General features: G+C 62.7%; 17 protein-coding genes. 5 read left to right on the top strand and 12 right to left on the bottom strand.

All coding sequences use genetic code 11. The features are described 5' to 3' along the window. Window positions 1–87: 87 nt before the first annotated feature. The 3 genes from FHX14_RS14865 to FHX14_RS14855 all read left to right on the top strand — a co-directional run bounded on the left by FHX14_RS14865 (window position 88) and on the right by FHX14_RS14855 (window position 3,139). On the top strand, window positions 88–888 hold the full coding sequence (locus tag FHX14_RS14865) for an inositol monophosphatase family protein (RefSeq protein ID WP_003566429.1): 801 nt from the start codon (window positions 88–90) through the stop codon (window positions 886–888). Window positions 889–1,000: 112 nt separating this feature from the next. After that, window positions 1,001–2,104, top strand: a complete 1,104-nt coding sequence (locus FHX14_RS14860; protein WP_054185080.1) for a MotA/TolQ/ExbB proton channel family protein — start codon at window positions 1,001–1,003, stop codon at window positions 2,102–2,104. A 3-nt stretch (window positions 2,105–2,107) separates the two neighbouring features. After that, the gene (locus FHX14_RS14855; RefSeq protein WP_184377642.1) at window positions 2,108–3,139 is read left to right on the top strand and encodes a peptidoglycan -binding protein; all 1,032 of its coding nucleotides are present in this window, start codon (window positions 2,108–2,110) and stop codon (window positions 3,137–3,139) included. On the opposite strand, the gene FHX14_RS14850 is transcribed toward FHX14_RS14855, so the two are convergent. The 5 genes from FHX14_RS14850 to FHX14_RS14830 form a co-directional block, all read right to left on the bottom strand. Then, the gene (locus tag FHX14_RS14850) at window positions 3,140–4,390 is read right to left on the bottom strand and encodes a DUF6596 domain-containing protein (RefSeq protein ID WP_184377641.1); all 1,251 of its coding nucleotides are present in this window, start codon (window positions 4,388–4,390) and stop codon (window positions 3,140–3,142) included. Window positions 4,391–4,397: 7 nt separating this feature from the next. Next, window positions 4,398–4,736, bottom strand: coding sequence for a YciI family protein (locus tag FHX14_RS14845; RefSeq protein WP_003590281.1), 339 nt, complete (start codon window positions 4,734–4,736; stop codon window positions 4,398–4,400). Between the two features lie 274 nt (window positions 4,737–5,010). Then, window positions 5,011–5,199: a YegP family protein gene (locus tag FHX14_RS14840; RefSeq protein WP_012558873.1), complete on the bottom strand. Its 189-nt coding sequence runs from the start codon at window positions 5,197–5,199 to the stop codon at window positions 5,011–5,013. A gap of 156 nt (window positions 5,200–5,355) precedes the next feature. Further along, window positions 5,356–6,348 (bottom strand): tripartite tricarboxylate transporter substrate binding protein, encoded by a 993-nt coding sequence (locus FHX14_RS14835; RefSeq protein WP_184377640.1) that lies wholly within the window; start codon window positions 6,346–6,348, stop codon window positions 5,356–5,358. Between the two features lie 138 nt (window positions 6,349–6,486). Next, window positions 6,487–8,289 carry an ABC transporter transmembrane domain-containing protein gene (locus FHX14_RS14830; RefSeq protein ID WP_184377639.1) on the bottom strand — a complete coding sequence of 601 codons (1,803 nt, stop codon included), beginning with the start codon at window positions 8,287–8,289 and terminating at the stop codon, window positions 6,487–6,489. Window positions 8,290–8,482: 193 nt separating this feature from the next. Between FHX14_RS14830 and rpmE the strand changes: the two genes are divergently transcribed. After that, window positions 8,483–8,704, top strand: a complete 222-nt coding sequence (gene rpmE, locus FHX14_RS14825) for a 50S ribosomal protein L31 (protein ID WP_003566413.1) — start codon at window positions 8,483–8,485, stop codon at window positions 8,702–8,704. Between the two features lie 138 nt (window positions 8,705–8,842). Here rpmE and FHX14_RS14820 read toward each other — a convergent pair whose 3' ends face one another. The 3 genes from FHX14_RS14820 to FHX14_RS14810 all read right to left on the bottom strand — a co-directional run bounded on the left by FHX14_RS14820 (window position 8,843) and on the right by FHX14_RS14810 (window position 11,385). Then, window positions 8,843–9,358, bottom strand: a complete 516-nt coding sequence (locus FHX14_RS14820; RefSeq protein WP_003542804.1) for a DUF1465 family protein — start codon at window positions 9,356–9,358, stop codon at window positions 8,843–8,845. A gap of 389 nt (window positions 9,359–9,747) precedes the next feature. Then, window positions 9,748–9,939 carry a DUF1192 domain-containing protein gene (locus FHX14_RS14815; protein ID WP_003590285.1) on the bottom strand — a complete coding sequence of 64 codons (192 nt, stop codon included), beginning with the start codon at window positions 9,937–9,939 and terminating at the stop codon, window positions 9,748–9,750. A gap of 147 nt (window positions 9,940–10,086) precedes the next feature. Continuing rightward, window positions 10,087–11,385 (bottom strand): MFS transporter, encoded by a 1,299-nt coding sequence (locus FHX14_RS14810; RefSeq protein ID WP_184377638.1) that lies wholly within the window; start codon window positions 11,383–11,385, stop codon window positions 10,087–10,089. A gap of 173 nt (window positions 11,386–11,558) precedes the next feature. Here FHX14_RS14810 and FHX14_RS14805 point away from each other — a divergent pair, with 173 nt between their 5' ends. Then, window positions 11,559–11,723 (top strand): hypothetical protein, encoded by a 165-nt coding sequence (locus tag FHX14_RS14805; protein WP_012558870.1) that lies wholly within the window; start codon window positions 11,559–11,561, stop codon window positions 11,721–11,723. Window positions 11,724–11,745: 22 nt separating this feature from the next. Here FHX14_RS14805 and FHX14_RS14800 read toward each other — a convergent pair whose 3' ends face one another. The 4 genes from FHX14_RS14800 to FHX14_RS14785 form a co-directional block, all read right to left on the bottom strand. Further along, window positions 11,746–12,669 (bottom strand): PhzF family phenazine biosynthesis protein, encoded by a 924-nt coding sequence (locus tag FHX14_RS14800; RefSeq protein WP_184377637.1) that lies wholly within the window; start codon window positions 12,667–12,669, stop codon window positions 11,746–11,748. 145 nt (window positions 12,670–12,814) lie between these two features. After that, window positions 12,815–13,840: a class I fructose-bisphosphate aldolase gene (locus FHX14_RS14795; protein WP_184377636.1), complete on the bottom strand. Its 1,026-nt coding sequence runs from the start codon at window positions 13,838–13,840 to the stop codon at window positions 12,815–12,817. A 311-nt stretch (window positions 13,841–14,151) separates the two neighbouring features. Beyond that, window positions 14,152–15,354 carry a phosphoglycerate kinase gene (locus tag FHX14_RS14790; RefSeq protein ID WP_184377635.1) on the bottom strand — a complete coding sequence of 401 codons (1,203 nt, stop codon included), beginning with the start codon at window positions 15,352–15,354 and terminating at the stop codon, window positions 14,152–14,154. A gap of 69 nt (window positions 15,355–15,423) precedes the next feature. Next, a complete protein-coding gene (locus FHX14_RS14785; RefSeq protein WP_054184915.1) occupies window positions 15,424–17,298 on the bottom strand; it encodes a potassium/proton antiporter in 1,875 nt (624 codons plus the stop codon). Window positions 17,299–17,561: the final 263 nt, after the last annotated feature.

The following is a 17,561-nucleotide window of genomic DNA, read 5'->3' as shown; positions in this document are numbered from 1 at the left end:
TTTGCAGCGCTGCCTGTCATGCAAGTTCAGGGACACTTCCCGCCCCTGGCAGCGCGCACCCCGTATCAGTCCCAAGGAAATGCGCCGATGGCCCGTTCAGCTCTTCTCAATGTCATGGTTCAGGCTGCCCTCAAGGCAGGAAAATCGCTGGGGCGTGATTTCGGTGAAGTGCAGAACCTGCAGGTTTCGGTGAAGGGACCGGGCGACTTTGTTTCCACCGCCGACCGCAAGGCCGAGAAGATCGTCAGGGAAGAACTGCTCAAGGCGCGTCCGACCTATGGCTTCCTCGGCGAGGAAAGCGAGGAGATCAAGGGCACGGACGGCGCGCATCGCTGGATCGTCGATCCGCTTGACGGCACCACGAACTTCCTGCACGGCATCCCGGCCTTCGCCGTCTCGATCGCGCTCGAACGCAATGGCGAGATCGTCGCCGCCGTCATCTTCAATCCGGCGACCGACGAACTCTATACCGCCGAGCGCGGCGGCGGCGCCTTCCTCAACGACCGGCGCCTGCGCGTCGCCGCACGTCGCGCGCTGTCGGATTGCGTCATCGGCTGCGGCGTGCCGGCGCTCGGCAAGCGCAATCACGGCAAGTTCCTGGTCGAGCTTCGCCACGTGATGGGCGAAGTGGCGGGCATCCGCCGCTTGGGATCGCCGACGCTCGATCTCGCCTATGTCGCGGCCGGGCGTTTCGATGGTTTCTGGGAAGCCGAGCTTGCGCCGTGGGACATGGCGGCCGGCATCCTGCTCATCCGCGAAGCCGGCGGATTTGCCACCGATTGGGACGGCGGGACGGCCATTCTGGAGAGCGGCGCGATCGTCGCCGGCAACGAAGCCATCCACAAGGCGCTGATCGAAGTCGTCAAGCGGCCAATTCCCGCCAAGTGAGCGGACGAAAATCCGGCTGTTGTAAAGTCACGGTTTTCGCCTCGGCATACTTCAATTCGGCACAATGTTGCTCTAGTCTCCGCCAGCAATGACTCCGGAGGCAGCGGACCCTATGGAAAATGTGAATGTGGCGGAGATCGGCTCCACCGAAAAGACGGCCAGCGGTTATGCCTACAGGCTTTCGAGCCCCATGCCCTTCCTCTGGACGATGCTGCTTTTCCTCGTCATCGTCGGTTTTATCGCCGCCATCCTCTTCCGGCAGACGCAGACCGCTTTCATGCACAATCCGGGCCTCAACGGCCTGATCGTCGGTGTTCTCGCAGTCGGAATCATTCTTGTTTTCAACCATGTGCTGGCGCTTCGCCCCGAAGTGCGCTGGTTCAATTCGTTCCGCGCCGCCGGCAGCGCCGACAAGGTCAATCGCAATCCGCGGCTGCTCGCGCCGATGCGGGCGCTGATCGGCAGCCGCAAGTCCTCGGTGGCGCTATCGACGACGGCGCTGCGCTCGATCCTCGATTCCATCGCCACCCGCCTCGACGAATCGCGGGATGTCTCGCGCTACCTGATCGGCCTTCTGGTTTTCCTCGGCCTGCTCGGCACCTTCTGGGGCCTGATCGGCACGATCGGTTCGATCAGCATGGTCATTCAGTCGCTCGATGCCGGCTCGAACGGCACGGGGGATGTGCTGGCGGCGCTGAAGGAAGGGCTTTCCACGCCGCTTTCGGGCATGGGCCAGGCCTTCTCCTCCTCGCTGCTCGGCCTTTCCGGCTCGCTCATTCTCGGCTTCCTCGATCTTCAGGCCGGCCGCGCGCAGAACCGCTTTTACATGGAGCTGGAAAACTGGCTCTCCTCGGTCACCGATGTCGGCTCCGACCTGGCGCCGGCCCTCGACGCCGTTGCCGGCGCTTCCTCGGACGATATGCGTGCGCTCTCCGATTATCTGCGCAAGGTCTCCGAGGAGGGGGGCGCCGGCAGCCAGCGCTCGGTCGCCGCCATGGCGAGCCTTGCCGAAGGCATTCAGGGTCTGGTCAAGAACATGCGCAACGAGCAGCAGATGTTGCGCGACTGGATCGAGGCGCAACAGGACGAGGCCAAGGCGATGCGCCGCACGCTCGATCGGCTGGCCGAACGCATCGGCGTTCAGGAGCGCGCCGGCGACCGGAGCGAGCGCGTGCGTGACCGCGCCAGCCAGGCAGAAAAGAGCGAGGGCAAGTAAGCCATGGCTCTTGCCCGCAACCGGCGCCGAGAACGTACGGTGGATTATTGGCCGGGCTTCGTTGACGCGCTGTCGACGCTGCTCATCTCGATCATGTTCCTGCTGACGGTCTTCGTCGTCGGGCAGTTCATCCTCAGCCGCGAGATCACCGGACGCGATGAGGTGCTCAGTCGCCTCAACAGCCAGATCAACGAGTTGACGCAGCTTCTCGCGTTGGAAAAGGGCAGCAATCAGGACCTCCAGGATTCGGTCGCCAATCTGCAGGCCTCGCTTGCCAGTGCCGAGGGCGATCGTTCGCGGCTGCAGGCGCTGCTGAATGCCGGGTCCGGCGGCCAGGACGCCGCGCAGAAGCGGATCGGCGCGATGACGCAGGAGCTTGACGAGCAAAAGCAGGTCAGCGAGCGGGCGCTGAGCCAAGTCGAACTGCTGAACCAGCAGATTGCAGCACTTCGCAGCCAGATCGCCGCCGTCGAAGCAGCCCTTCAAGCTTCGGAGGAGAAAGACCGGGTCTCGCAGACCAAGATCGCCGATCTCGGCAGCCGCCTCAACGTTGCGCTCGCCGCGCGCGTGCAGGAGTTGAACCGCTACCGTTCCGACTTCTTCGGCCGCCTACGCGAGATCCTTTCCGACCGCGAGAATATCCGCATCGTCGGCGACCGGTTCGTCTTCCAATCGGAAGTGCTGTTTCCCTCGGGCGGCGCCGATCTCAATCCGGAGGGACAGACCGAGATGGGCAAACTCGCCGCCGCTCTTCTCGATCTCGCCAAGGAAATTCCGCCGGAAATCAACTGGGTGCTGCGTGTCGACGGCCATACCGACAATGTGCCGCTGGCCGGGACGGGCCGCTACCGCGACAATTGGGAGCTCTCCTCGGCGCGTGCGATTTCGGTCGTCAAGTTCCTGATCGGGCAGGGCGTGCCTGCCGACCGGCTGGTTGCCGCCGGCTTCGGCGAGTTCCAGCCGATCGCGCCCGGCGAAACGCCGGATGCACGCGCCACCAACCGCCGCATCGAGCTGAAGCTGACCGAGAAATAATCAGCCCGCCGCGGCTTGCCGCGCTTCCTTCAGCCGGTCGGCGAGAAAATCGCGCACGGCGGGGCTGTCGCTGAGGCCGATCGCCGTCATGTAGGCGTCGGCTGCTGCTGCATGGTCGCCGGCGCGCGCCAGAAGAAAGGCACGCACAGCCCAATAGGGCTGATAGGCCGCGGTATCGCGTGGATCGAGCCTGTCGAGCCGCTCCAGGCCGGCGGCGGCGCTGAGGGCCCTGCCGATCACCGCTGCTTCGGCGACGCGTGCGCCGAGCGTGGGTTTCATCGTCACCAGCGCCGCGTAGAGCGTTGTCAGCGCCTGCCAATCGGTCGTTCCCGAAAGCCGGCGCGCCGCATGCACGGATTGGATCGCAGCCTGGCACTGAAAGGGACCAAAACGGTTAAAACTTCCGGCCTTGCGCAGCAGCGCATCCGCCTCGGCGATCATGATCGCGTTCCAGGCAGCCGTATCCTGCTCGTCGAGCGGCACATATCGGCCATTGCGGTCACGCCGGGCGCTGCGGCGAGCCTCGCAGTGAAGCATCAGCGACAGCAGGCCGATCGCTTCCGGTTCATCGGGCAGTACCGCCAGAAGCGCGCGGCCGAGCCAGATTGCCTCGCCGGCAAGCGAATGGCGCTCTTCCTCGCCGTCGAGACCGTCCCATCCGAGACCGTAGGCGGCGTAGATCGCCGAAAGTACGGCAGCGAGCCGCTCCGGCAGGGCGGGACGAGGGGGAACGGCGAAGGGAATGCCGGCATCGCGGATCTTCACCTTGGCCCGCACCAGCCGCTGGCTCATCGCCTCCGGCGAAACGACGAAGGCCCGTGCGATGGTTTTCGCCTCGATGCCGAGAACGGTCTGCAGCATCAGCGCGGTATGCACCGAGCTGTCGATGGCGGGATGGGTGCAGGCGAAAAGCAGCTTCAGCCGCTCATCGGGAAAGACGGCTTTGCCGGCCTCGTTCATGCGTTCCTCCGCCTCCTCGAAGGCGACGGTTATCGTCGTCTGCGCATTGGCCGCGACGGTGCGGTGGCGGGCGGCCTGCATCAGGTTGCGGCGTGCGGCCACCAGCAGCCAGGCTTCCGGCTTGTCGGGAACGCCGCGCTCCGGCCAGACGCGAAGGGCCGAAGCCAGCGCTTCCGACAATGCGTCTTCCGCCGCCGGCACGTCACGCGAGCGGGCGGCGAGAAAGGCGATCAGTTTGCCGTAGGACTGACGCGCCACCTGTTCGGCGGCGCGTCCGGCATCGGGCGGCATCACCGCCTCACATCTGCAGGCGCGGACGCACCTCGACCGAACCCCTGTCGGAGATCGGAACGCGTGTTGCCCACTCGAGCGCGGTGTCCATGTCGGGGACTTCGATCAGATAGAAACCGCCGAGCTGTTCCTTGCCTTCCGGATAGGGGCCGTCCTGAACGTCGTGATCCTCGCCTTTGCGGCGCACGATCGTACCGGTCTCCGGAGCCGTCAGCCCGGCCCCGCCGGTCATGATCCCCGCCTGGGCAAGCGCCTTGCTGTAGGCGACCCAGCCGTCGCGATAGGCGGGATCGCTGCGGTTGGCGAAATCCTCGGCGGCTTCACGAATGATAAGAGCATATTGCATGGAAAACTCCTGATCGCGTTGTGGCGTTGATCCGGGCATCCGATATCGGGGGCTGATCTCCCGAAAGCTGTCAGGCCCGGCAGAACGGTTCCGCCGTTCCGATACAATGAGGCGCGGCAACGGGTCGTTTCGACATGGCTTTCAAAAAAATGCGAAAAAGAAAAATGTCGCCGAAAATGCCAAGCAACCATGCCGGGCGGGCTCAAGGGTACCGGCGCTGCTCAGGGCGCGCGAAAAGGCAGGGGCGGCATTCAAGCCGCCGCTGCCTATCTGATCAGGATTCGGCCTTCGTCTGATCGACGACGTCGGCACCGGGCGTGTTCTTCTTGATCGATTCGATCGCACTCATGGCGGACGCCTTCGCCTTGTAGCCCTCGGACGAGAACATGGCTTCCCCGTTCGATGCCTTGAAGCGGAAGCGGAACTCGCCTGATTTATCCTTATAAACTTCGAATTTATACATGGATGTCTCCCGAAACGCTGAATTGCAACCATCAGCATCAGGGAGGCTAGATCAAAATGGCGAGCTTTTCCACTACCTTAATTAGAATTGGCCGATCGGCGTCCAATTGTCACTGTTTCCATCGGAAGGCGAGCGAAGGCGCCTGCTGCGCCGACGTCATTCCATCTGGATGTTCGCACCCTTGACCACCGGTCCCCATTTGGCGAGCTCGGCCTTGACATGGGCGGCGAGTTCATCCGGCGTCGAGCCGACGATGGTGGCGCTGAATTCTTTCATCCGTTCGGCAACGGCCGGGTCTTTAAGCGCTTTGTTGGCCGAGGCGTTGAGACGCATCACCACTTCGTTCGGCGTCTTGGCCGGGGCGAAAAGCGCATTCCAGGTATAGGTCTCGTAACCCGGTATGCCTGACTCGGCGACCGTCGGCACATCGGGGAAGGAGGGCGCGCGCGCGGCCGTGGTCACCGCCAGCGCCCGCAAAGTGCCGGCCTTGATATGGCTCGATGACGAGGGCAGGTTGTCGAACATGATCGGCACCTGATTGCCGATGACGTCGTTCAAGGCCGGGCCGGCGCCCTTGAAGGGAATATGCTGCATGCTGACGCCTGCCATGGACTTGAACAGTTCGCCGGACAGGTGCAGTGGCGTGCCGTTGCCAGACGAGGCATAGCTGTATTTGTCGGGCTCGGCCTTCAGCAGCGCGATCAGTTCCTGCACGGTCTTTGCCGGCAATTCCGGATTGACGACCAGCACGTTCGGGACGACGACAAGCAGCGAGACCGGCGCGAAATCCTTCTCGGGATCATAGGGGATCGATTTGAGGATCAGCGGATTGAGCGCGTGGGTCGCAACCGTGCCCATCAGAATGGTGTAGCCATCGGGTTCGGCGCGGGCGACATTATCGGCGCCGAGATTGCCGCCGGCGCCGGCGACGTTCTGGACGATCACCTGCTGGCCGAGATCCTCCGACATCTTCTGGGCGACGATGCGCGCAACGACATCGGTCGAGCCACCGGCCGCGAAGGGCACGACCATGGTGACCGCGCGATCCGGAAAATCGGCAGCAGCGGCTGATGCGCCTGATGCAAAGGCCGCAAGCACACCGAAGCCGAGCGCAAGACCCGCACGTCGCGTCATATCGAAAGGCGCCATTCCTAATCTCCTCCCAAAAATTTCAACAGCGATATCCCCACCCCGGGGCATGAAGAGGGTAGGGCAGGAGAGGCGAATGACAACCTTGGGCTGGCGCGTGAGAGGTCAGACTTTAGTCGCGGAGAAGCGGATGGCCGCCTATTTCGCTGCGGCGAGCACATCCTCGTTGGCGGCGTCGAATTGCAGCCGCGCCAATCGTGCATAGATGCCGCCGTGGCGGATCAGGCTCTGATGGGTGCCTTCTTCGACGACGCGGCCCTGATCCATCACCAGGATGCGGTCGGCCTTCAACACGGTTGCCAGGCGATGGGCGATGACGAGCGTGGTGCGGCCGTCGACAAGGCCGTCGAGCGCCTTTTGCACCAGCGTCTCGCTTTCGGCGTCGAGCGCCGACGTCGCCTCGTCGAGCAGCAGCACGGGCGCGTTCTTCAGGATGGCACGAGCGATGGCGATGCGTTGGCGCTGGCCGCCGGAGAGCGTAATGCCGCGTTCGCCGACCTCGGTCTCATAACCCTGATCCAGCCGGGTGATGAATTCGTCGGCCTGGGCGGCAAGGGCTGCGGCGCGGATTTCGTCACGCGAGGCTCCGGGACGGCCGAAGGCGATGTTGTCATGGATCGAGGCGGCAAAGATGGTGACATCCTGCGGCACGATGGCAATGCGCCGGCGAAGTTCGTCGGGGGTTGTCAGCTGCGCGTCGACACCATCGATCGTCACGCTGCCCTGCTGCGGATCGTAGAAGCGCAGCAGCAGCGAAAAGACGGTGCTCTTGCCGGCGCCGGAAGGGCCGACGATGGCAACGGTCTCGCCAGGCGCAATGGTGAAGCTCAAGCCATGCAGCGCCGATTTGCCGGGGCGCGACGGATAGGCGAAATGCACGTCGGAAAATTCGACACGGCCAAGGCTGGGCGAAGGAAGAGCCTGCGGATGGGCGGGGGCTGCGATCGGCGAGACTTCATCGAGAAGCTCGGTCAGCCGGTCGGCGGCACCGGCGGCCTGCGAGAGTTCGCCCCAGACCTCCGACAGCGCGCCCAGCGAACCGGCGGAGATGACCGCATAGAGCAGGAACTGGCCGAGCGTGCCGGCCGAAAGCGTGCCGGCAAGCACGCTGTGGGCGCCGACCCAGAGCACGGCGACGACGCTTCCGAAGATCAGCGTGATGGCGATACCGGTCAGCAGCGCGCGCGAACGGATGGCGGCGCGGGCCGCTTCATAGGCAGATTCGACGGCGCTGCCGTAACGTGTCGCTGCGGCGTCCTCGCCGTTGAAGGCCTGGACGGTGCGGGTTGCGGCGATCGTCTCGTTGGCGAAGGCTGAGGCATTGGCGAGCGTATCCTGGGCGGCGCGGGAGCGCTTGCGCACCGAGCGGCCGAAGGCGACGAGCGGGAAGACGATCAACGGGATCGCCCCGATGACGAGACTCGAAAGCTTCGGCGAGGTGACGATCATCATACCCATCGCGCCGATACAGAGGATGAGGTTTCTGAGCGCCACCGAGGCCGTGGCGCCGACGGCGGATTTGATCTGCGTCGTATCGGCGGTCAGGCGCGAGACGATCTCGCCGGACTGGTTGACGTCGAAGAAGGAGGGCGACAGCCGCGTCACATGAGCAAAGACATCGCGGCGAAGATCGGCGACAATGCGCTCGCCGATGGTGATGACGAAATAATAGCGCAGTGCGCTTGCGACCGCGAGCACGACGGCCATGATCATCAGCATGGCGAAGTAGCTGTTGATGAAGCGGCCGTCGGACTGGGTGAAGCCGTGGTCGATCATGCGACGCACGGCGAGCGGCAGCGCCAGCGAGGTGATGGCGGCAAGCGCCAGCGACGTCAGCGCACCGGCCACCAGGCCGCGATAACGCATGACGTAGGGCGTCAGCCTGCCGAGCGGCCGTAGCGACCGCCTTTTGTTTTCCTCTGCCCGTGCCTGCTCTGCCAAATCGTCTCCGATCACCCTCAGGACCCGCGCAATGCGGCCTGTTGGCTCTTGTTATCTAGGCGCCCTTCATGTATAGGCACGCCATCCTAATGGGAAGCCGTAGCCATCACGACTGCGGCTTCATTTATTCAATCGGTTCGGTGGCCGCAACTGCATGCGGCAAATTGAACTCCGGTATCGCAGGAAGATTGTTATGAAGGCAGGCATCCATCCCGACTATCACATGATCAAGGTGGTCATGACCGATGGCACCGAATACGAAACCCGCTCGACCTGGGGTTCGGAAGGCGCTGTCATGAACCTCGAAATCGATTCCAAGTCGCACCCGGCCTGGACCGGCGGCAACCAGCAGCTCATGGACCGCGGCGGCCGCGTTTCCAAGTTCAACAAGCGTTTTGGCGGCCTCGGCCTCTAATCCCTTCTGCTCGACGGAATTCGAAAAGAGCCCGGTTTTGCCGGGCTTTTTTGCGTGGTCGGGAAGGGGCGTTTTCAGGCAAAGAAAAACCGGCCGCGTCGGACGCGGCCGGTTTGTATGGAATTCCCGCAGATCTGGTCAGTTGTTGCCGAAGGCGGTCTGCAGCAGGGAAAGCTGGGCCTGGACGCTGTTCTGGTTGTCGTGAACGATCACGGCTTCGGACGGGCGGTAGATCTCGCGGTCGAGCAAGGCGATGCGGTTCTGCAGACGCAGCGAGCGCTCGACGAGGTCGCGGAAGGATTCCGGCAGGTCGCCCCAGCCGGGCGCGGCGCGGTCGACGTTGAAGCCGTCGAGGCGAACCTTGTTCTTCTCGGCCAGCACCTGGTCACGGGACATTTCGCCATTGTTGACCGCGCGCTGCAGCAGCAGCCAGGAGGCCATCTGCATGAGACGAGTGGTGAGACGCATCGATTCCGCGGCGTAGAGAACCGAGGCCATCCGCGGCAGAACCTTGGAAGCGGCGCGGCCCTGGCCGTCGAGATAGGCGGCGGTCTCTTCGACCAGCGACATGCCTTCCGCATAAAGTGCCTTGAACTGCGAGGATGCAGCGGCGCGACCTGCAAAACTGATCGTGTTCAATCCAACTTCCGACATCGCAATAGTCCCTGTTGCACGCAGCTACATATGTTCAGGTAACGCGGGCACCGACGGAAAAGTTTCCAAGCCCGGTCTTTATGACTTTAAGATGGTATCATTAGCCCAAATGCGCAAGCCGTTTCTTAAGAAAGGGTTAATCTCCACAGTTTCGTGGAGAAGCGCCGGGCACAAGGAAAAAGAAGAGCCGCAAAAGCGGCTCTCAAGGTAAAACAGGGAGAAAAATCAGACCAATTCACCGCTTGGAAAACTGTCTGAGATCCAGAGAAAATCCGGATGAGTACAGTAATATCTTATAAAGCTTAATATTTTATTAACATTGTGCCGAACTAAGACTTGAGGCGGGCTCATTTATCCGCCTATAGCCTTGTTTTTTGGGAATTATCGGATCACGAGCGGAAGAAACTTTCCGCCGCCTGCCGGCCGGAGGCCTTGCGGGTGGCCTCGGCTTCGAGGCGGGCGATCTCCGCCTTCAGCAAATCCACCCGCGCCTTCAACTCGTCCACCGAAAGCATGGAGAGATCGGCGCCGATCTCGTGGGCGGTCTTCTTCTGCGGCCGGTCGTCATCGATGAAGCTCATGGGTTCTCCTCCATTGCTGCCTGGAGCATCATGCCGAAAGTTACGGAATCGGAATTTAGGCCGATCCGGGCTAAATTCATCCTTTAGTCCTTTGCTTTTATGCAGGTCGTTATCCCGGAACCGCTGCGCAGTTCCGGGCGACATGCATTAGCCGAACTTTACAGCAGGATCGCCGCTTTCGGGAGACTTGCCGGCTTCCGCCGGTTTGCCGGCGCCGCGATCGGCAAGCGACATGCTTTGCGGTGTCAGCATCGGCGAGGTGCCGGTCGGGATCGTCGTATAGGCGTCGCGGTCGCTGGCCGGGACGGCCGCACGGATGCGGCTCCGGATGATAGCGTAAACGGTGATCAGCACGTGGGCGATGGCGGTGACGAGGAAAAGTGCATGCGGGGTGATCACCGACATCACGGGGCCGCCGATCGTCGGGCCGATCACCGTGCCGATGCCGTAGAGCAGCAGCAGGCCACCGGAGACCTTGACGAAATCCTCCGATGCCGCGAAGTCGTTCGCGTGGGCGACGGCGATCGGATAGAGCGTATTGGCGACCGCGCCGTAAAGGACAACGAGCCCGATCAGCAAGGCTGGTGACGTCGGGTGGAGTATGAAGATCAGCAAGCCGGCAAGGGCGGCGACGCTGGACATGGCGGCGAGCACATAGCGCCGGTCGATACGATCGGAAAGCCGGCCGGCCGGCAGCTGCATCATGGCGCCGGCGAAGATGGTGGCGCTCATCATGATGGCGATGCTGGTGTCGGAGAGGCCGGCGCCGGCGCCGAAGACGGCGCCGAGCGTGCCATAGGCGCCGTTGGCGATGCCGACGAGCAGGATGCCGAGGCAGGAGACCGGCGAATTGCGATAGAGCGCCGGCAGGTCGAGGCGGACAGCCTTCAGCGGTTGCGGCGAAGCGGCGGTCGAAAGCGTCGTCGGCAGCATGGCGATGCAGTAGAAAATGCCGCAGATCATGAACAGCACCGGCGTGCGCACGTCCTCGAGCGGGATCATCATCTGGCCGCCGACGACGCCGAGCAGCGTGATGCCGATATAGAGCGAGAAGATCGCGCCGCGGCTCTCGTTGCTGGCGCGCTCGTTCAGCCAGCTTTCGATGATCATCGAGGTGCCGGCCGTGGAGAAGCCGGTAACGGCGCGCAGAACCACCCACCAGACCGGATGGATGATGATGCCGCTCACCAGGGCGATGATGGCGATGATCGAGATGAAGCCGGAGAAGGCTCTGACATGGCCGACGCGGCGCACCAGTTTCGGCGCCACCAGGCAGCCGATAACGAAGCCCCCGGCCCATGAGGTGCCGAGCAGGCCGAGCGTCGTCGTGGCGTAGCCTTCGAGATTGCCGCGCACGGGAAGCAGGATGCCCTGCAGGCCGTTGCCCATGAAAAGGAAGAGCGTGCCAAACAGCAGCGCGGCGACGGACAGAAGGTTTCTCTTCATTTCCCCAGACTCGGTCTCAGTGATTTTGGAATGGACATAAGGCATGACCTGCGTCAGCCCAGCCTCAAGATGATTGATTGTGCCCCGGAATGTCTTTACGGCGTGCGAAGCACCTGTGTTGGCGCGGAAAAATGTCCGTCCTGTGACATTCCGAAAAATGGAAAAAATAAAGCATGACAAAGCTGATAGCCTTGCTGCTCATCCTTGCCATGGCGATACAGCTGATCAAGCCGCTCGGGCTCCCCGGCCTCAGGCGGCGGACGGATTTCTGGAAGATCGCGCTGATCGCTTTCGGGATCTGGGCGCTGGATCTGCTGTTGCGCGATTTCCTGATGTAGGCCTGTCGTCGACCTGCGATCGTCAGTCCTGGAGGATGATTTCCCCGCGCATGACGGCAACGCAGCTTCCAGAGATGATGACATCTGTAACGATGCCATTGGACTTCACGACATCGAGGGCGATGATGCTGCGCCGGCCCATTTCGACGCCCTGTTCAACGGTGATGCGGACGTTCATATCCGCATCAGGCGCAAGCGAGACGAGATAGGCGCCAAGCGCCGCTGAAGCGCTGCCGGTTGCCGGATCCTCGGGCACGTTGTCGAGCGGTGCGAACATGCGGGCGCGAATATGCCACGGGTTTTCGGATGTTCTGGCATAGACGAAGAGCGAGAAGTCATGGCCGCTCGTCGTCTGGCGGCCGGCAGCCGCCTGGAAGCCGGCAAGGTTGGGGCGGGCGGCGGCGAGCGCTTCAAGCCCGCTCACTTCGGCAACGGCGAAATTCAGGCCGACCGAGGCAAAGACCGGGGCGTGGTTGGTTGTGACGATGGCGCCAGGTTCGAGCGAGATGCAGCGGGCGATGGTTTCCTCGGCGATGGTATCGCCGACCGTCAGCGGCTGCGGTGCGCGGATGGCTGTTGCCGCGACCCTTGCGCCGTTGCGTTTCAGGCTGACTTCGACGATGCCGGCCTTTTCCTCGAAGCGTAATTTCTCGCCGACCGGCTTGCCGAAGATCTCCGCCTGCTGGCCGAGCACATAGGCGGTGCCGACATTTGGATGGCCGGCGAAGGGCACTTCCATCGTCGGGGTGAAGATGCGGACGCGGGCGGAATTTTCAGGATTTTCCGGCGGCAGGACGAAGGTGACTTCGGAATAGTTGAACTCGGTGGCGATCCTCTGCATCGCCGCATCGCTCAGGCCCCGCGCATCGGCGATGACGGCAAGCGGATTGCCCTCGAAGCGGGTGGAGGTGAAGACATCGACGGTGACGTAGGAGAGGGTGTCCATGGCGGCTCCTGTTGCGGGTGCGGCTATGGATAATCACGATCTTCCGGCGAGGCGAGCCGGTTTCTTGTCGCCGTGACAATGCAAGAAGGGGCGGCAACGATGGGTTGCCGCCCCTTTTTCATCTGAGTGAAGGCTGCCTGAAAAATCAGGCGGCTTTTTCCAGGTCCTTCTTCCAGTTGCCCTTGGCGGCGAGGCTGTTCATCTCGGCGCGGTGGGTGAATTCGCGCTGGCCGGCGGCGACGTTCTCAGGCTTGCCGTTCCAGGCCTTGAGTGCGCTGTCCTGCAGGGCGCGGCCGTAGGAGAAGGTGACGAGCCAGGGCAGGTCGGCGGTGGAATTGATGGCGGACAGATGCGCGGTTGCTTCTTCGGTGGTCTGGCCGCCGGAGAGGAAGGCGATGCCGGGAACGGCGGACGGAACGGTCGCCTTCAGCACCTTGACGGTGCGTTCGGCGACTTCCGCGACCGAGGCCTTGCGGGCATTCTTGCCGTCGATGACCATGTTCGGCTTCAGGATCATGCCTTCGAGGCTGACGCGGGCATCGGCCAGTTCTTCAAAAACGATGCGCAGCGTGGCTTCGGTCACTTCGGCGCAGCGGTCGATGTTGTGGTCGCCCGGCTTGCCGTCCATCAGGCATTCCGGCTCGACGATCGGCACGATCTTGGCCTCCTGGCAGAGGGCGGCATAGCGGGCAAGCGCCTGAGCGTTGGCGCGGACCGAGCCGCGGGTCGGCAGCGACGAGGAGATGGCGATGACGCCGCGCCATTTGGCGAAGCGGGCGCCGGCGTCATAATACTTGGCAAGGCGCTCGCCGAGACCATCGAGGCCCTCGGTGATGGTTTCGCCCGGATATTTGGCCATCGGCTTGGCGCCGGTGTCGACCTTGATGCCGGGAATGGAACCGGCAGCGCGGATGATATCGACGAAAGGCGTGCCGTCGGCGGCCTTCTGGAACAGTGTCTCTTCGAACAGGATGACGCCGGAGATATATTTCTTCATCGCCTCGTCGGAGCGGAAGAGCATCTCGCGGTAATCGCGGCGGCTGCTTTCGGTCGATTCCAGGTTGATCGTGTCGAAACGCTTCTTGATGGTGGAGGTCGATTCATCTGCCGCAAGCAGTCCCCGGCCGCCTGCAACCATCTGCACTGCAATGTCTTCCAGTCGTTCGCTCATTCTCGTTCTCTCCACAGCATGAAACATCGGCGGTTTAGAATATAGGACGGCGATAACAGAAGTTTATAGAGAGGAAAATGGAAGGCTAAGTCACTGAAACGATTGAAATCAATTCAATCGTTTGAAAAAATGGGATTTTTTCCAGCGCGTGAGCAAAAGACCGCGAAAAGCTCTTCGCCGCCGCGGTCTATCCACATGTAAAACCTGTCAAATCGGGCTTGCAGCGCCGCGCGCCTTTTGCATGCGCAACGGACGCTGCAACATTTTAAACGGATGCATCGGCCCGATTGTCAGGCCGATGCATGAGGCAGTTACCGAGCGGCGTTGAGGACGGCGACGCCGGGAAGCTCCTTGCCTTCCATCCATTCCAGGAAAGCGCCGCCGGCCGTGGAGACATAGGTGAAATCGTCGGCAACACCGGCATGGTTAAGCGCAGAAACCGTGTCGCCGCCGCCGGCAACGGAGGTGAGCTTGCCGGCTATGGTGCGCTCTGCTGCGTATTTCGCGGCACCGACGGTTGCGGCATCGAAGGGCTCGATCTCGAAGGCGCCGAGCGGGCCGTTCCAGACGAGGGTCGAAGCGCGCTCGATCCAGGCGCTGATGGCCTGGACGGATTTCGGGCCGACATCGAGCACCATGGCATCGGCGGGAATGGCGTCGATATCGACCGTCTCATTGGCTGCACCCGCCTTGAACTCGCGGGCAATCACGCCGTCTTCCGGCAGGATGATGGCGCAGCCCGATGTCGCGGCCTCGATCATGATCTGCCTGGCGGTTTCGGCAAGATCATGCTCGCAGAGCGACTTGCCGACATTGGTGCCGCGGGCGGCAATGAAGGTATTGGCCATGCCGCCGCCGATGACCAGTGCATCGACTTTTTTCACCAGGTTCATCAGCAGGTCGATCTTGGTCGAGACCTTGGCGCCGCCGACGATCGCGACGACCGGGCGGGCAGGATCACCCAGACCCTTTTCCAGTGCTTCCAGCTCGGCCTGCATGGTGCGGCCGGCATAGGCCGGCAGATGGTGGGCAAGCCCCTCGGTCGAGGCATGGGCGCGGTGGGCGGCAGAGAAGGCGTCATTGACATAGATGTCGCCGTTGGCGGCAAGCGCCTTGGTGAAGTCGGGATCGTTCTTTTCCTCGCCTTTGTGGAAGCGGGTGTTTTCCAGAAGCAGGATATCGCCGTCATTCATCGCGGCGACGGCGGAGGCGGCGGCCTCGCCGATGCAGTCGGAGGCGGTCGACACGGCATGATCCAGTACTTCCTCGACGGAAGGGGCGATCAGCGACAGCGACAGTTCAGGCGAAGGGCCGTCCTTCGGCCGGCCGAAATGGGCCAGCAGGATGACCTTGGCGCCCTTTTCGGACAGTTCGAGGATCGTCGGCGCCACACGCTCGATGCGCGTCGTATCGGTGACCTTGCCGTCCTTGACCGGGACGTTGAGATCGACGCGGACGAGAACGCGCTTGCCGCGGATGTCGGAAAGATCGTCGAGGGTCTTGAAGGAAGGCATGGGGAGATCCAGTCTTGGTTGGCGGAAATTGCGCCGACCATAGCAAGGATCATTCGAGACGCAAGGCGTTCAGCGACCGTTTTCGTGTGTGCCTTCGTCGCGTCCGGCCGCTGTTTTCGGAGCGGCTTCGGAGGCTGCTGCTTCCCGTCTCCGGCGCCCCTTCAGCCGGTCGCGGATCCGCTCGATAATGTCCTTGAGATTGATGAAGATCGGCAGCGTGATCGCCGGTTCGACGGCTTCGAGCGACATGCCGACGGAGGTGACGTGGTCGTGCTCGTCGAGGTCGCGGACGATCAGGATGATCGAACCGAGACGGACGCGGTCGGCATAATCGGCCTTGCCGCCGAGGCGCTGCCGCATCAATTCGGCGATGGTCAGGCCTTTTTCAGATTCGTTGAGCAGGCCGGGACCGTAGGCGGCATCGAGATCGGCGGCGGGGCGGGCAGGCGAGAGCGCGAAGGCGCCGAAGAATTCGGCATCGTCTTCATCGACAGGCGCACGGCTGGCGAAGAGCCGGTCGAGCAGACGGGAGTAGCTCGGCACGATGAAGAGATAGACGAGATCGTTCTCGCGCAGTCGCCCGGCATATTGGTAACGCATCGATTTGCCGTCGCGGATGACGAGCGAAGGTGTGGCCCAGCGCGGAATGCGCTCGCCGCGCAGCACCGGGCTATCCTTGATGACGCGGTAGGAGAGCAGTTCGTGGTTGGCAGCACCCGGCAGGTCGACCTCGACCTTGTCGACCGCGCCGATGCGGGGCGGAATGATCAGGCCGAGCTTCTTGGCGACGGGTTTGATCGTCCAGCCCTGGACGAGCAGGGAGACCAGCACGATGATGAAGGCCGTGTTGAAATAGATCTGGCCGTTTTCCAGGCCACCGAGGATCGGCATGATGGCGAGCAGAATGGAGACGGCGCCGCGCAGGCCGACCCAGGCAACGAAGCCGATTTCCTGCTGCGTGTAATCGAAAGGGAGCAGCGACAGCCAGATCGCTAAGGGACGGGCGACGAAGATCAGGAAGAGGGCAAGCAGAATGGCCGGCACGATGATCGCCGGGAATTGCGACGGCGTGGCGAGGAGGCCGAGCACCAGGAACATGATGATCTGCGCCAGCCAGGTCATACCGTCCTGGAAGCGCTTGATGGTGCCGATCGCCTGCATCTTGCGGTTTCCGGCATAGATGCCGGCGACATAGACGGCGAGGAAGCCGCTGCCGCCGACCGCGCCGGTGAAGGAGAAGACGAGGAGAGCGAGCGCCAGCACAAAGATCGGCGTCAGGCCGCGATCGGTGTCGAGCTTGCTGACGATCAGCACGATCATCATGCCGCCGAGCAGGCCGAGAATGACGCCGAGGCCCATCTGCTGGACGAACATGGCGAGCATGCCGATATTGATGCCGGCGTAACGCTCGCCGCTCGCCAGCACCTCGACAAGGGCGATGGTTAGGAAGATCGCCATCGGGTCGTTGGTGCCGGATTCGACCTCCAGCGTCGAGCGCACCTTGTCGCGGATGTTGATGCCGCCGATGCGCAGCAGGAAGAAGACGGCGGCGGCGTCCGTCGAGGCGACGATCGAGCCGAGCAGCAGACCTTCCAGCCAGGTGAAATTCAAGAGCCACATGGCGGCGAACGCAAAGAGCGAGGCGGTAATCAGCACGCCGATCGAGGCAAGCGCCAGCGAGGGCACGGCCGCGAGCCGGAAGGCATGCATCGGCGTGCCGAAACCGGAATCGAACAGGATGACGGCGAGCGCAATGGAGCCGAGAATATAGGCGAGGTAATTGTTGCTGAACTCGATGCCGAGGCCGTCGACACCGGCGGCAAGGCCGATCATCAGGAAAAGCAGCAGGAGGGGCGCGCCGAACCGGAAGGCGAGCAGGCTTGAAAAAGCGGCAAGAAGCACGAGCGCCGTCGAGACCAGCACCACGATATAGAACGCTTCCATGCCCACCCCTTTCCATCGACTGCTTCACGAATACGGCCACCCGGCCGATCCGCCCTCATCCAACCCCTCCTCACGCGCGGCGGTCCATCAGTAAACGGCAAAACGTCAGAGAAGGGTAGGCCTTGCGGCTTAACCTCGTCGCGATGCTGCATCATGCTGCTGAACGGCTGCCGGACGGCCAACCGCCACGGAATGCTACGGGAGAAATTCTCTACAGAGAATGTATAAGAAAATCAGGCGAGAGCAGGGCAAAAGAGACAGGC

It is taken from the genome of Rhizobium sp. BK619, from assembly GCF_014195245.1.
Taxonomy (GTDB): Bacteria; Pseudomonadota; Alphaproteobacteria; order Rhizobiales; family Rhizobiaceae; genus Rhizobium; species Rhizobium acidisoli.
Note: the sequence above shows the minus strand (reverse complement) of the source record. Positions and strands in the feature narration are given on the sequence as shown.

Bases quoted from the DNA above. Each gene is read 5' to 3' on its own strand.
- FHX14_RS14865 (WP_003566429.1), top strand. From the start codon at position 88: ATGGCCCGTTCAGCTCTTCTCAATGTCATGGTTCAGGCTGCCCTCAAG.
- FHX14_RS14845 (WP_003590281.1), bottom strand. From the start codon at position 4,736: ATGCAATATGCTCTTATCATTCGTGAAGCCGCCGAGGATTTCGCCAAC.
- FHX14_RS14855 (WP_184377642.1), top strand. From the start codon at position 2,108: ATGGCTCTTGCCCGCAACCGGCGCCGAGAACGTACGGTGGATTATTGG.
- FHX14_RS14850 (WP_184377641.1), bottom strand. From the start codon at position 4,390: ATGCCGCCCGATGCCGGACGCGCCGCCGAACAGGTGGCGCGTCAGTCC.
- rpmE (WP_003566413.1), top strand. From the start codon at position 8,483: ATGAAGGCAGGCATCCATCCCGACTATCACATGATCAAGGTGGTCATG.
- FHX14_RS14805 (WP_012558870.1), top strand. From the start codon at position 11,559: ATGACAAAGCTGATAGCCTTGCTGCTCATCCTTGCCATGGCGATACAG.
- FHX14_RS14840 (WP_012558873.1), bottom strand. From the start codon at position 5,199: ATGTATAAATTCGAAGTTTATAAGGATAAATCAGGCGAGTTCCGCTTC.
- FHX14_RS14795 (WP_184377636.1), bottom strand. From the start codon at position 13,840: ATGAGCGAACGACTGGAAGACATTGCAGTGCAGATGGTTGCAGGCGGC.
- FHX14_RS14815 (WP_003590285.1), bottom strand. From the start codon at position 9,939: ATGAGCTTCATCGATGACGACCGGCCGCAGAAGAAGACCGCCCACGAG.
- FHX14_RS14820 (WP_003542804.1), bottom strand. From the start codon at position 9,358: ATGTCGGAAGTTGGATTGAACACGATCAGTTTTGCAGGTCGCGCCGCT.
- FHX14_RS14835 (WP_184377640.1), bottom strand. From the start codon at position 6,348: ATGGCGCCTTTCGATATGACGCGACGTGCGGGTCTTGCGCTCGGCTTC.
- FHX14_RS14785 (WP_054184915.1), bottom strand. From the start codon at position 17,298: ATGGAAGCGTTCTATATCGTGGTGCTGGTCTCGACGGCGCTCGTGCTT.
- FHX14_RS14790 (WP_184377635.1), bottom strand. From the start codon at position 15,354: ATGCCTTCCTTCAAGACCCTCGACGATCTTTCCGACATCCGCGGCAAG.
- FHX14_RS14800 (WP_184377637.1), bottom strand. From the start codon at position 12,669: ATGGACACCCTCTCCTACGTCACCGTCGATGTCTTCACCTCCACCCGC.
- FHX14_RS14810 (WP_184377638.1), bottom strand. From the start codon at position 11,385: ATGAAGAGAAACCTTCTGTCCGTCGCCGCGCTGCTGTTTGGCACGCTC.
- FHX14_RS14860 (WP_054185080.1), top strand. From the start codon at position 1,001: ATGGAAAATGTGAATGTGGCGGAGATCGGCTCCACCGAAAAGACGGCC.